Source organism: Pedobacter sp. GW822-FHT03F06 (assembly GCF_058801365.1).
On record NZ_JBXANE010000004.1, the window covers coordinates 204884 to 218830 of the forward strand.

Annotated in this window: 14 protein-coding genes; 10 read left to right on the forward strand and 4 right to left on the reverse strand. The window is 36.8% G+C overall.

Features of this window, described 5'->3' with window-relative positions:
* Positions 1-60: 60 nt before the first annotated feature.
* Positions 61-921 carry a peptide chain release factor N(5)-glutamine methyltransferase gene (gene prmC, locus AC1RJ8_RS08575; protein ID WP_492953484.1) on the reverse strand — a complete coding sequence of 287 codons (861 nt, stop codon included), beginning with the start codon at positions 919-921 and terminating at the stop codon, positions 61-63.
* 80 nt (positions 922-1001) lie between these two features.
* On the opposite strand from prmC, the gene ribD reads away from it, so the two are divergent.
* The 4 genes from ribD to AC1RJ8_RS08595 all read left to right on the forward strand — a co-directional run bounded on the left by ribD (position 1002) and on the right by AC1RJ8_RS08595 (position 4462).
* A complete protein-coding gene (gene ribD / locus AC1RJ8_RS08580; protein WP_492953483.1) occupies positions 1002-2054 on the forward strand; it encodes a bifunctional diaminohydroxyphosphoribosylaminopyrimidine deaminase/5-amino-6-(5-phosphoribosylamino)uracil reductase RibD in 1053 nt (350 codons plus the stop codon).
* Positions 2055-2924 carry an EamA family transporter gene (locus AC1RJ8_RS08585; protein ID WP_492953482.1) on the forward strand — a complete coding sequence of 290 codons (870 nt, stop codon included), beginning with the start codon at positions 2055-2057 and terminating at the stop codon, positions 2922-2924.
* Positions 2911-3525 carry an IMPACT family protein gene (locus AC1RJ8_RS08590; RefSeq protein ID WP_492953481.1) on the forward strand — a complete coding sequence of 205 codons (615 nt, stop codon included), beginning with the start codon at positions 2911-2913 and terminating at the stop codon, positions 3523-3525. Before AC1RJ8_RS08585 ends, AC1RJ8_RS08590 begins: the two co-directional genes overlap by 14 nt.
* Positions 3526-3601: 76 nt before the next feature.
* Positions 3602-4462, forward strand: a complete 861-nt coding sequence (locus tag AC1RJ8_RS08595; protein ID WP_492953480.1) for a nucleoside phosphorylase — start codon at positions 3602-3604, stop codon at positions 4460-4462.
* Between the two features lie 124 nt (positions 4463-4586).
* Here AC1RJ8_RS08595 and AC1RJ8_RS08600 read toward each other — a convergent pair whose 3' ends face one another.
* Together AC1RJ8_RS08600 and AC1RJ8_RS08605 are read right to left on the reverse strand one after the other, a co-directional pair.
* A complete protein-coding gene (locus tag AC1RJ8_RS08600) occupies positions 4587-4982 on the reverse strand; it encodes a DUF1398 domain-containing protein (protein ID WP_492953479.1) in 396 nt (131 codons plus the stop codon).
* A gap of 3 nt (positions 4983-4985) precedes the next feature.
* On the reverse strand, positions 4986-6035 hold the full coding sequence (locus AC1RJ8_RS08605; protein ID WP_492953478.1) for an aldose epimerase family protein: 1050 nt from the start codon (positions 6033-6035) through the stop codon (positions 4986-4988).
* A gap of 76 nt (positions 6036-6111) precedes the next feature.
* Here AC1RJ8_RS08605 and AC1RJ8_RS08610 point away from each other — a divergent pair, with 76 nt between their 5' ends.
* The 4 genes from AC1RJ8_RS08610 to AC1RJ8_RS08625 all read left to right on the forward strand — a co-directional run bounded on the left by AC1RJ8_RS08610 (position 6112) and on the right by AC1RJ8_RS08625 (position 10115).
* A complete protein-coding gene (locus AC1RJ8_RS08610) occupies positions 6112-7278 on the forward strand; it encodes a galactokinase (RefSeq protein ID WP_492953477.1) in 1167 nt (388 codons plus the stop codon).
* Between the two features lie 63 nt (positions 7279-7341).
* Entirely contained in the window at positions 7342-7872 is a 531-nt protein-coding gene (locus AC1RJ8_RS08615) for an RNA methyltransferase (RefSeq protein WP_492953476.1), read from the forward strand.
* Between the two features lie 7 nt (positions 7873-7879).
* A complete protein-coding gene (locus AC1RJ8_RS08620) occupies positions 7880-8542 on the forward strand; it encodes a YdeI/OmpD-associated family protein (protein ID WP_492953475.1) in 663 nt (220 codons plus the stop codon).
* Positions 8543-8777: 235 nt separating this feature from the next.
* Positions 8778-10115 carry an OmpA family protein gene (locus AC1RJ8_RS08625; protein WP_492953474.1) on the forward strand — a complete coding sequence of 446 codons (1338 nt, stop codon included), beginning with the start codon at positions 8778-8780 and terminating at the stop codon, positions 10113-10115.
* 164 nt (positions 10116-10279) lie between these two features.
* Here AC1RJ8_RS08625 and AC1RJ8_RS08630 read toward each other — a convergent pair whose 3' ends face one another.
* Positions 10280-11578 (reverse strand): DEAD/DEAH box helicase, encoded by a 1299-nt coding sequence (locus AC1RJ8_RS08630; RefSeq protein WP_492953473.1) that lies wholly within the window; start codon positions 11576-11578, stop codon positions 10280-10282.
* A 348-nt stretch (positions 11579-11926) separates the two neighbouring features.
* Here AC1RJ8_RS08630 and AC1RJ8_RS08635 point away from each other — a divergent pair, with 348 nt between their 5' ends.
* A complete protein-coding gene (locus AC1RJ8_RS08635; protein WP_492953472.1) occupies positions 11927-12088 on the forward strand; it encodes a hypothetical protein in 162 nt (53 codons plus the stop codon).
* A gap of 744 nt (positions 12089-12832) precedes the next feature.
* Positions 12833-13855, forward strand: coding sequence for a S66 peptidase family protein (locus tag AC1RJ8_RS08640; protein ID WP_492953471.1), 1023 nt, complete (start codon positions 12833-12835; stop codon positions 13853-13855).
* The last annotated feature ends 92 nt before the right edge of the window (positions 13856-13947 follow it).

Here is a 13947-nt window from a genome sequence, read left to right on the forward strand (position 1 = left end):
AACATATCGCAAGACATCTAACTCCTGACTTATTCTATCATTCATCTTACAGCATCCATCTTATATATTAGCTTTAACCATCCGATCTTTCCCTTGCATATCCTGTCTTAACTCGATATTAATAAATCCTTTGACAGCTAACATTTCAACCGTTTCATTACCTAAATATTCGTTGATCTCGAAATAAAGTTGTCCATTAGGTTTTAAATTTGTACTTGCAAAATCAGCAATAGCTTTATAAAATATTAATGGGTTTTCGTCACGAACAAATAATGCTAAATGTGGTTCGTGCGCCAACACATTATCATGCATATCCGCTTTCTCTAAATCTCTGATATACGGAGGGTTACTTACTATAACATCAAATTTTTCTTCAGATTTGAAAGTCAGAATATCTGCTTCAACAAATTTGATCTTCACATTGATCAATTCTGCATTTTCTTTGGCTACAGCAATGGCATGAGCTGAAACATCTAATGTAGATACTTCAGCCTTTGACAAATGTTTTTTAAGTGTGATGGGAATGCATCCAGAGCCGGTTCCAATATCAAGAATACTGATTTTATGGTTGGTGTTAACTGAAAACTGCAAACTGTTATCTGAAATGATCCAATCTACCAGTTCTTCTGTTTCTGGCCTTGGGATAAGCACCTGTTCGTTAACTTTAAATACAGAGCCGTAAAAATGGGCTTCTTCCAAAATATGTTGAATGGGTTTTCCAATCTGCAGGTCGTTAAGGATGCTCAAAAGTTTCTGCATGTTGATAAAGCTGATATCGATATCTTTTTGCAGGGTTAGTTTAGTTGAAGATAAAGCCAAAACCTGCTCAGCAGCAATACTAAATAATGCTTTTGCTTCATTACTATCGTATAAAGGCTCAAGTTCGAGTTCGTAATGCGCCGCTAATTCTCCTATCTTCATATTTACAAAATTACTTAATTGGGATCATAACAACGCTCTTTTGATAAAGCCATGACTCTTTTTTTACTACTTTTGCCCTAATGAGCGATGAATTTTATATAAAACGCTGTCTTGATCTAGCAGCCTTGGCTTTAGGAAATGTTAGCCCGAACCCGATGGTTGGCTGTGTTATCGTTGTAGACGGCAAAATTATTGGAGAAGGATATCATCAGGAATATGGAAAATCGCACGCCGAACCCAATGCCGTTAAAGCTGTTTTTGAACAATACGGCGATGAGGCTGAAAAGCTCTTGAAACAGGCTACTGCTTACGTTAACCTAGAGCCATGTGCGCATTTTGGCAAAACACCTCCATGTGCTGATTTATTGGTAAAACATCAGCTAAAGAAGGTAGTAATCGGCAATAGAGATCCTTTTTCAGGTGTTGATGGCAAAGGTATCGAAAAACTCAGAAATGCAGGAATTGAAGTGGTGAGTGGAGTTTTAGATCATGAATGCCGCTATTTCAATAGAAGATTTTTTACCAGGATACAAAAACAAAGGCCCTACATCATTTTAAAATGGGCCGAAACCGCAAATGGCTATTTTGCAACAAAGGATGGTCACCAGAAATGGATTAGTGGAGCTCTAGCCAAACGTTTGGCCCATCAATGGCGCGGCGAAGAAGACGCTATCCTGATCGGCAAACAAACTGCCATTATGGATAATCCGCAATTAACTGCCCGGGAATGGACGGGCAAAAACCCTATCCGTTTGGTAATCGATAAAAACCTTCAGGTGCCAATAACCAACCACATCTTCAATAAAGCAGCCAAAACCATTATCTTTAATGAGGTTAAAACTGATGTTATCGAGAATATCCATTACATCCAGATGGAAGATATGCACTTTTATTTAGCGCAAAAAATCGCTTTTCAGCTTTACCTGATGGATATACAATCAGTAATTATTGAGGGTGGCGCCAATATATTAAATCAATTTTTAAGTACTAACCTATGGGATGAAGCACGTATTTTCACCTCATCTGCCAGCTGGAACGATGGGGTTTCTTCTCCAAACATTAATGGAAATCTGCAGGAAACAGTACAAGTCGGAAATGACAAACTCTCTATCTATCTAAACGACATCAAATAAATGATCTACATTATTTTAAGCATTTGCTGTAGTGTTACCGTAGCTGTTTTATTGAAGCTGGCAAAACGGTACCAAATCAGTATTATTCAAGCCGTTACCATTAATTATCTTACTGCATTAAGCTTATGTTTTCTTTTTTTTAAGCCCGATGTTAAACTGATTACCTCTACTGCACCATGGCCTATTTATATTGCCCTGGCTATTTTATTACCGTCGATATTTTTATTCCTTGCAGCATCTGTAAAAAACCTCGGCATTGTTAAAACTGATATTGCGCAACGTTTATCACTATTTATCCCCATACTTGCGGCTTATTTTATCTTTAAAGAAGATTTTAATAGCCTGAAAATTATTGGTCTGGCGATCGGTTTTGTGGCTATTTTTTTAACTTTTCTTCGAAAATCCGATCAGGAAGGAAGCAATAAAGGAAGCCTGCACTACCCCATTATGGTTTTCGTCGGTTTTGGCGTAATCGACGTCCTTTTTAAACAAATTGCGTTGTATAAAGAATTGCCTTATACCACCTCACTTTTCACTGTTTTTTGCCTGGCATTTATGGTTTCATTGCTTATTGTGATTTCGATGGTAATGGCCGGCAAAATAAAAATACAACTGGTAAATGTGGCTTGCGGCTTTATTTTAGGCCTCTTCAATTTTGGAAATATCCTTTTTTACATGAAAGCCCATAAAGCGCTGGCAGAAAATCCATCTACCGTTTTTGCAGCAATGAATTTAGGCGTAATCATAGTAGGCACCTTAATTGGTATTGTAGCTTTTAAAGAAAAGCTGAGCAAGTTAAATTACGCAGGCATCATCTTCGCTATTGCTGCTATCATTTTCATTACACTATCGCAAAATGTTGTTCGATGATTCTTATAAAACTATCGAAAGTGCCTCAGAGGGTATCTTTCGAGATAAAGGAAGCAAATTTATTGCATACGCCTATCCAATCCGGAGTGAATCAGAATTAAAGCCGGTTATCACCAAACTTCGCGCAGAACATGTAAAAGCCAATCATTTTTGTTATGCATATCGCTTAACACCAGATCGGTCTGTTTATCGAATGAATGATGATGGCGAACCTTCGGGTACTGCAGGCAGGCCTATTCTGAACTGTTTATTATCAGAAGATATTACCAATATATTAATTGTTGTGGTACGGTATTTCGGCGGAACCTTATTGGGTGTTCCAGGTTTAATTAATGCATACAAAACAGCTAGTATTGAGGCAATTAAAGCAGCTTCGGTTATCAGTAAAACTGTAAATGATATTTACGAGGCGCATTTCGATTACCTTCAGATGAACGACGTAATGAAGTTGAGCAAAGAGGAGAACTTACAGATTTTGGCACAACAATTTGATACGAATTGCATATTAAAATTTGAAGTAAGAAAAGCACAACTCAATCAGGTTTTAAGTAAATTTGATAAAATTGAAGGTGTTAAATTAAAATACCTGCAAACTGTTTAATAACCACTGGTTAAAAGGATGAACATTGATAAAATCTGTGTGAATCATCGAAATCAGCGGGCAAGATAAACCAAATATGAAAATATCCGAAAGCGATTTAATCATCAATCCTGATGGGAGCATATACCACCTAAACCTTTTACCTGGTGATATTGCTCAAACTGTAATTACTGTTGGTGATCCTGACCGCGTTGGCGAGGTAAGCAAATATTTCGATAAAATAGAATTTAAAAAAGGTAAACGCGAATTTATTACCCATACCGGTTACTTGGGCAAAAAACGCGTCACTGTACTCTCTACAGGGATTGGAACAGACAATATTGATATTGTTTTTAATGAGTTAGATGCCCTGGTTAATGTTAATTTTGAAACCCGTGAAATTAAAAAAGAGCTTACTTCATTAAACATTATCAGAGTGGGTACTTCTGGTGCTGTTCAGCCGGATATTCCGATGGGAACGATTTTAGCTTCTTCGTACGGCTTAGGGATGGATGCCTTAATGAATTATTACCTTCAACAATTATCTGGAGATGAACAGATTTTAATGGATGATATCAAAGCACACTTTGGGCATCTTAAAAATATAAATCCTTATTTAACTGCAGCAAGTGAAACATTGTTGAATACGATTGGAAAAGACATGGCGAAAGGTATAACCATTACTGCACCTGGCTTTTATGCTCCACAGGGTAGAATTGTACGTGCTAAAAACGCGGTTCCCGATTTTATCGGTCAGATCAACAGCTTTAAAAGTAATCAGCACCGCATTACTAATCTGGAAATGGAAACCGCAGGGATTTATGCACTGGCCAAAGTGTTAGGTCACAACGCAATTTCAGTAAATGCCATTTTAGCCAGTCGCGTAAATTTCGAATTTAGTAAAGAGCCAAACAAAATTGTAGCGCAAGCAATAAAAATGGTACTTGAGAGAATTTAAATAACCTATTGAATATCAATCAATAGCATCTAACATCAGAGAAATGACTAAAATATAAATGGCAATTGTTTATGGCCAATGATTAAATCAAAAACCACAAACAATCGCCATTACGTATAGATGATTAAACCTTACGGATATTTTCTTTTACCAATTCATTGCCTTCAGCATCTAAATAAGTACAGGTCATTTCTTCCAGGTCGGTTACCCACTTCTCTACACCCGCATCTGCAGCTTGCTTGCAAAATGTAAAATAATCGGTTTCTCCCTGCTGATGTACTTTCAAAGCATGGCTTAACTTACCAGCAGAGGGTTCGTCATTTATAATCAAAGCCGGATATCCATCAGGACTGATCTGCTGTACATTATCTTCATCGTCAAAATAAATCGACAAACCATTGGATATATATACATCGTTCCGCTTAACACCCATTTCCTTAATTTCTTTAATAAACTGAGGGAAATCTGCACCAGTTTTAATTTTTGATTCTGCAGCCCGGATGTCTTCGATCGTGAACATAATTTATCTGTTTAATGAAACTTTGTAAATAGTAGTTTGCGTATACAGATCCTCCGGTCTTAAAATGGTGCTTGGAAATGTCGGAATATTAACCGCATTTGGATGATGTTGTGTTTCTACGCAAAAGGCTCCATAACTGTCATAATCTTTTCCATCCTTACCATTTTTTACGCCTAAATATTTCGCTGTGTACAAATGGGCTACGGGTTCTGTAGTATATACGCTTAAAACTAAACCGCTCTCTTCTTCAATTGTTTTACTGGCCAGCGATAAATCGCCATAAATCTTATCCAAAACGAAAGTCTGATCGTATCCTTCATCTTCATTCCAATCCTGCCCTATTGCTTTAGATTTAGTAAAATCCAATGGTGTACCTTCAACAGGAATTAATGTACCTGTTACCGAATAATTATCGTCCTGCTCCAAATAATTTGAAGCAAAAATCTGTTGCTTATGGTTTTTGATATTCCCACCCTCAGGAGCCAGGTTAAAATAACTATGGTGTGTTAAGTTTATGGCAGTAGCTTTATCTGTTTCTGCTTCATAACTTAAAATCAGTTCATCATTTTCGGTCAGTTCGAAAGTTAAATCAATTACCAGGTTTCCTGGGAAATTTTCCTCTCCGTCTGCACTTTCATATTGCAGGGTAACCGAAGGTTGCGCGCCATCGTTAATTTCAACAATGTCCCAAACTTTTTTATCAAAACCTACTATACCACCGTGTAAAGTATCTGTACCGGCATTTTGTACCAGCTGATAGGTTTCATCATCAATAATAAATCTTCCATTTTTTATGCGGTTGGCATATCGGCCAATAATAGCGCCAAAATAAGGGTAGTTTGCCAGATAAGCTGGATCAAGGTATTCTTCAAAAGTATCGAAACCAAGAACAATATCCTGTTTTTCGCCTTTAGCATTCTTAACTACAAATTTGTTGATAATGGTGCCGTAATTGAATATTTTGACATAAGTACCTTTGCTATTGCTTAGTTCGATTGCGATAACTTCTTCGCCATCAATAATTTTTCCGGTGGGTATTTGCTGAACGCTCATAAATTGTAACTTAGGGCTTTTGTTTCCTAAACAAACATACTATTATTAATGCTTTTTATAAATATATTTTAGCCAAATGAACATTAACCTTGAGGAAAGATTTGCCGAGCAATACCATAAAAAAGCTGTTGCCATTTATTTTACACCCGGACGGATTAACCTCATTGGCGAACATATCGATTATAATGGCGGCTTGGTTATGCCCTGTGCCATTACCTTAGGAACCTGGGTAGCCATTGCCCCAAATAATGATCATAAATTCAGGTTTAAAAGCTTAAACTTTGAAGCTCAAACTGTGGTTGAAAGTAACACCGTAAACGATAAAGATGGCGGCTTATGGGCAAATTACCCGATTGGCGTAATTAACGAATTTATAAAGGATGGTCATGAAATTAATGGCTTAGATTTTCTGTTCTACGGTAATATTCCAATTGGCTCGGGACTTTCTTCTTCGGCTTCTATAGAAATTGCTACAGCATATGCGCTGAATACTTATCTAAATCTAGGCTACGATAAATTAGCACTTGTAAAAATCGCTAAACGTGTGGAAAATGATTTTATTGGCTTAAATTCTGGCATTATGGATCAGTTTGCAGTTGCTTTTGGCGAAAAAAACAAAGCGATTGTTTTAGACTGTGAAACCTTAAAATACAAAATGGTTGATGTTGACCTGGGCAAATATGTTTTGGCTATCATCAATACCAATAAACCAAGAGAATTAGCAGATTCTAAATACAATGAGCGTGTAGCAGAATGCCAAACTGCCCTTAAATTGCTGAACCAAGAAATAACACTTCATTATCTTTGCGAATTAACTGCTGAGAAATTTGCATTACACAGCCATTTAATAACAGATGAAACTATTTTAAACCGCGCAACACATGTGGTTAAAGAAAATGATCGGGTTCATTTGGCTGCTAAAGCACTAAACGGCGGAAACCTTGAAGAATTTGGCCGCCTGATGTACGCCTCGCACGAATCGTTAAGAACACTATATGAAGTAAGCGGTAAAGAATTGGATGCAGTAGTAGATTTCTGCACAGATTACGAGCATGTTATAGGTGCCCGTATGACTGGTGCCGGATTTGGTGGATGTGCGATAGCTTTATTAGAGAAAGGCTTTGAAGAAGACTTTGCAAAGCATTTAACGGATTATTACATAGATAAGATTGGCTACCCTGCCGCAATTTACATTAGCGAAATTGGCAATGGCCCACATTTAACAACAGATACTGATAGATAAGTACAGTTCCGAAATTATATCCAGTCGATGTAATTCCCCCAGTCTGTATAATCAATTAAAATAATGAGAAAATTAAAATTAGACGAATTAAACCGTCCGGATATTGAAGCGTTTAAAGCACAGGAAAAACTACCTGTTGTGGTGGTGTTGGATAATGTGCGCAGCATGCACAACGTAGGTTCTATATTCCGCACAGCCGATGGATTTGCATTGGAAAAAATTATTCTTTGTGGTATAACGGCTCAACCGCCACACCGCGAAATTGAGAAAACAGCTCTGGGTGCCACGCAATCTGTTGATTGGATTCATTATACCGATACTGTACAGGCCGTTGATGCCTTAAGGGCCTTAGGTTATGAGATCATTGCAATAGAACAGGCCGAAAACAGTACCATGCTGAACACTTTCCAGCCCGATCAGGATAAAAAATATGCACTGATTTTTGGGAACGAGGTTGATGGTGTAAGCGATGAAGTGATGGCAAAAATTGATGAATGCATCGAAATCCCTCAATTTGGAACCAAACATTCCTTTAACATCGTAATCTCTGCCGGTATTGTTTTTTGGGATTTCTTCGCTAAACTGAGGCTGTAATGCAATTATGGAAAATTTATTATTAAAAAAACTACAGGTTAAACCTGGTTATGTGGTTAAAGTAATTGATGCTCCTGAGCCTCTGGGTGCCATATTTGGCGATATTCCATCGAATATCGCAATAAACTACAGTGAAGAGGCTGATTTTAATGCATTAATCGCTTTTACCATAACCAAAGATCAGCTCCATCAACAGCTTAAAAACAACCTTAAATATATTGATGCTAAAAGCATTATCTGGATATTCTACCCTAAAAAAACTTCAAAGATCAAATCCGATCTTGATTTAATGAAAAGCTGGGAAGAACTGGATACTTTTGGTTTAACACCATGTGCATCGGCAGCAGTGAACGAAACCTGGACAGCCTTACGTTTGAAACTCATCACCGAAGTTAAACCATCCGGAATGCGGAACGATCACATTAAAACCAACGAGTTTGGTGAATACATAGATCCGGTAAATAAAACTGTTAAACTCCCTGAAGATTTAAAAGCCCTTTTAGAAAGCCACCCTCAAGCATTAGCATACTTTAACCAACTCGCTTACACCAACAGAAAAGAATACGTACTTTGGCTTTTATCTGCGAAACAGGAAAAAACGCGTGCAAACAGGCTCGAAAAAACACTAGAGATGTTACTGAACAGCAAGAGAAATCCGTCAGACAAGTAAAATTTAAACTACTTCAAAAAGGCTCTTTTCATTTTTTTGTATAGAATACTATACAAAATCTACCATGATTTTAGTTGCATAGTAATATTTTTTTGAAATTAGTTTACCCTCCTAATCTTCTGATAATATGCTATTTGTAAGAAAAATAATGCTTTTGGCAGGGTTTTTTCTTAGTCGATGCAAAACAGTATGATATAAAAACTGTTAAGAGACTAATATTACAAAATAGAAAAACATGAATACAAGAATTACTAAATCAACAATGTTGATTGCTTTATTAGGTTTATCATCACAATTATTTGCACAGGAAACGCCAACCAGCACAAGCGCTGCAGGCCGTTTTTCTCCTACTCAATTCCGTACTTGGTCAATAGGTGTTCATGGAGGTTTACTAACCCCGAGAACTATTTTTGGCAATTCTAACCATCAATTTGAAACTCCGGTTGAACATATCGGTTACGGCGGTTACATTAAAAAACAAATTTTACCTTCTTTAGGTATTCAAGCTGATTTTTTGGGTGGTAAAGTTGAAGAATTGAGATTGGCCAATGGAGTTGACGCAAATGGTAATACTACTTATGCTGCCAACACGGGTTATAAAACAAATATGCAATGGTCAGGCGCTTTATCAGCAGTTTGGAACGTAGCAAACATTAGCATCAATCAAGAAAATGCGGTACTAATCCCATATTTAAAAGCTGGTGCTGGTTATATGTCGTCGGGCGCTACAACAACTCCTAATACCAATGATGCCGGTTCTTACAGAGAAGGCTGGTTTGTACCTGTTGGTGCAGGTTTAAAACTAGGTGTTGCTAAAGGTATCAATGTAGATTTAGGTTACGATGTTAACTTTGTTAAATCGGCTAAATTTGATGGATTTAATGGCCCTACCAACGACAGATTTGCCTATGCACACGCCGGTTTAGAGTTTGCCATTGGAGATAAATCAAAACCTCAGTTACAAAACTATAGCTCGTTGGCCAATTTAAATAAGCAGACTGCTGAAGAAAGTGCTGAATTAAGAAGAGCATTATCAACTGCTGAGCAAAATGCACAACGCGATAGAGAACAATATGCTAAAGATTTAGGTGATGATGATAATGATGGTGTAGCAAACAAATTCGACAAATGTCCAGGTACAGCATCAGGTACTGTTGTTGATGGTTCTGGTTGCCCAATCAAAGTTCAACGTGAAGTAATTAAAGAAACCAGGGTAATTACTGAAGAAGACCGTAAAGTGGTTAAAGATGCGATTTCTAACTTAGAATTCGATTTAGGTAAATCAACCATCCGTTCTAAATCGTATGCTACTTTAAACCGTGTTGCTGGTTTATTGGTAGAGAAAAACTTCAGCTTAAAATTAGCTGGTCATACTGACAATACTGGTGGTAGAGAACTAAACTTACGCTTATCTAAAGACAGAGCCGAATCGGTAAAAGCTTATTTAGTATCTCAAGGTGCCAATGCATCAAGAATCGAAGCTACAGGTTACGGACCTGACCAACCAATTGCAACAAACAAAACTGCAGCTGGCCGTCAACAAAACCGTCGTGTAGAGTTTACTTTATATTAATCGTAATTAACGGTTAACAAAAAGCTCCCCAGATTAATTCTGGGGAGCTTTTTTTGTATAGTTTGCGTCATGCTGAACTCGTTTCAGCATCTATCATGCTATAGGTATGACAATTGCTAGAAGATCCTGAAACAAGTTCAGGAGGACGATTTGCAAGATTTTTTTTAAGACAAACCTTTCTTATTTTTATAAGTCATTTTGGCTTTTGTACCTGCGCTATAATTATAGTTTTTCAGGTTACTGGCTTTCTTTTCGTGAAAAGCAGCACCACGTTCTGAAGTTTCATCCTCTTCGGCACCTTTCTTTTTCTTTGGTTTAGCAGCAGCATCAACTACTTTCAAATCTTCAGGTAATTCCATTACCTCCAATTTCTGACCAATAGCCTGTTCAATTTTTTTCACTTCAATTAATTCAATATCAGTAGAAAAAGTAATGGCTACCACATCTTCATCGCCATGTTTAACAATGCGCTGAATTAGCGTTTCTTTCTGCTCTGGCAATTCAAAATGCAGAATAAAAGGAATTCCTTCAATATTGAGTTCGCCTAAATTCTCATTGGCAACAATTAAAACCCTTGCCTCTGGATTATCTTTAAAGTCTTCAATATCATCATAGCCTTTATCATCAAAAAACAGCGAGCGATAGATACTGATCTCACCTTCTTTGTGCTGATTAAAGTTTTTATAAACCGTTTGTGCGGTTAAACGTGTATTGACAAAAACCACAACTTTATCAAAAACCTCAGTATCGTTTAACAATAAGGTTAACAGGTTAAGCTTTGTTCTGAAATTAGGCACCTGATAAAGCATCTGCTGATAAACTTCTGCCTGCTTTTCGCCTATTTCATCTACCTCAATGGTTGTAGTAGAATCTTTCATGAAAGGCGAAATCATATGATTCAATTTCTCGTGCATTACTTCGGTAAACACCACATGCTGAGATTTATAAGCACTGTTAGCCAATTCTACAACGGGTAACTGCAGCCCTTTTTTAACAATCAGCTCTGCATTATCTACAATAAACAACTGTATTTTATTGGTATTTAGTGCTAGTTTTAAATATAAAGCACGAGCGCGATCGGGAACGGCAACGATAATATCAACACCATCTGTTATTTCATTCATCTGTGTATCAACTGCGCCACGGCTGTCAATTCCCAAAATCCTGAAGGTACTGTTCCGGTTCAATAATTTAAATTGCTCCAGAACATGATCTACATGTTCTGCATCTGGTACTAAAATTAAAGCCCTCGGTGCTTCCTCAAAAGCGTACTTCAACTTCATTAAAGTAGCTAAAACATAAGTTGTTGTTTTTCCCGAACCCTCCGGCCCCACCGCTATAACATCTTGTCCACCTAAAATGCGCGACATCGTTCTGGCCTGGATTTCTTTTGGAGTTAAAAATCCTGCATCAGTCATGGCCGCTACAAGTGGTTTGCTAAGTTTTAATTTATCTAAAGACACAATTACTATTTTAATGTTTGAACTGCAAATATCCTTAAAATAATTAGCTTTTCTGAAATTGAATTTAAAGGCTTGGAAATGAATGTGGCAAGTTCATGCCTACTATAGCCCTACTGCCAACCATTAATTGAGTGAAATCTAACCTGTTTCTATTCAATTTATTTAGTTCAGACCGGTATCTTCAATAAATAGCGGCTCTTATAAAAATTATTTTACTGAAAATGAAACAGTTGTAATATTTTACAAAATATAAACTACTAAATCTATAGATATTATATACTTATTTCTATATTTGCTCAACATTAATCATTAACAAAAAATATGTTGAACAATTAAAACGCTAAAATCATGTCTATTTATTTTCAGTACCCAGCTATAGATGAATATCCGAAACTCATTTATCCGTTGCAAACAGAAACACATGAGGCTGCGTTTGCAAAGGATGAAGATAGCTTAAATAAAGAACAGATTTTAGAACTAAGAGATTATTTGGCATTAAAGCAGTTATAAAAACATGGCCAGTTGACCGATTGGAAGGTTGGAGTTTCATAAACTCCCTACAATGGTTCGAATCCATTACTAGGCCGCAAAGTGTATCTCATAGCACTTTACCCTGATTCTGCTCAATCAGGCAAGATTTGGTTATCTTATATTTGTTTTGTTGTTAGCAAAGGCTATCCGCGATGGGTAGCCTTTACCATTTTACATTGATCCTGTTATCCTGAGCACAGCTAAGGGTCTCAATCAAATCCTACCTTTTTGATTATTTAGAAGCGCAAATTCAGTGCGTATAGTACAGGTCTGCTCCTGCTGTCCACTCCAATCTTTTTGGAAAGCTTTCGAAAATACAATATAACGGAACCAAAAAGTATTTCCGTTTCCATCAGGGCTATTTGGCAGATGTAGTGAAACGATACAAGAAAAGTTATATTGCTATTAACAAGCCAATTGTTATTAGATAATTTGTAAACCCCAATGGTTAAGTGCAATGCATTCCTTAATGTCCTTAACTTCTTAATAATAAAAAAACATATTTTTCGTGCGTTCTATAAAAGATGGTTAAAAATATTTTTTTCAAAAATCTCAAAACTTTTTATTTCATTCTGGGTTATCTATATAATTCACATTATACTAATCTTTTACAGATTAATTTGTTTGGTTTAAAAAAGGGATTTATGGATATAAATCCCTTTTCTTTTATGCAAATATTTTAAACCCTATATTAGCTCAATCAACATCACATCCATATTTTAGATGAACAGAAAACATTTCCTTTCTTCATTTATTGCAACTGCAACTGTACTTCCTGCTTTTAAAACACTCGCCAATACCGTTGAAAACGAAAGTTCATCATTTAAGATCCCTCCTTATATAAAACCTGGCGATACCATCGGGATTACAAGTCCAGCGGGATATATTACACAAGAACAGATCCAGCCTTCAGTTTTACAGATGCAAAGCTGGGGGTTTACTATAAAAGTTGGCAATACTATTGGCAAACGTGATTTTACTTATGGCGGAACAGATGAGGAAAGACTAGCTGATTTTCAGCAAATGCTAGATGATCCAACCATTAAGGCTATTATGTGCGCACGTGGCGGTTATGGTTTTGTTCGGATAATCGATAAACTCGATTTCTCTTTGTTCAAAAGAAAGCCGAAATGGATTATTGGATTTAGTGATATTACCGTTTTACATTGCCATTTGGCCAAAAATTATGGCATTGCCTCTATCCACTCCAAAATGTGCAATAGTTTCCCTGATGATTGGAGCAAAGCCGAACCTATACAGATTGAAACGATTTTATCTATCAAAAACGCTTTAATTGGTGAGCAAATGGATTACACTGCCCCTGTCAACATTAATAACAAACCAGGAAAAACTGATGGCATTTTAGTGGGTGGAAACCTGAGTATTATCGAAACTTTGGCCGGGAGTGATTCTGATTTGAATACGAAAGATAAAATCCTTTTTATCGAAGATACTGGCGAATACCTTTATAGTATTGATAGGATGTTGTGGAACCTAAAACGCAGTGGCAAACTGAAAAACCTTAGGGGATTAATTGTTGGTGGCTTTAAAGTTAAACCAGATGATGTTGGTGAAGAGTTCGGCAAAACCATTTATGATATTGTTTTGGAAAAAGTAAAGGAATACAATTATCCTGTAGCTTTCGATTTCCCTGTTGGGCACCAACGAAATAATTTTGCCTTAAAATGCGGTGTAAACCATGCTTTCATTGTAAACGAAGCAGGCTCAACGCTAAGAAGTATTTAATTTCTAATGTTTTAGAGAAATAATTTTAAGATAAACAAATATAAGCCGCCTGAGGTCATCTTAGATGGAGTTGATCATGACGGTACGAAGCA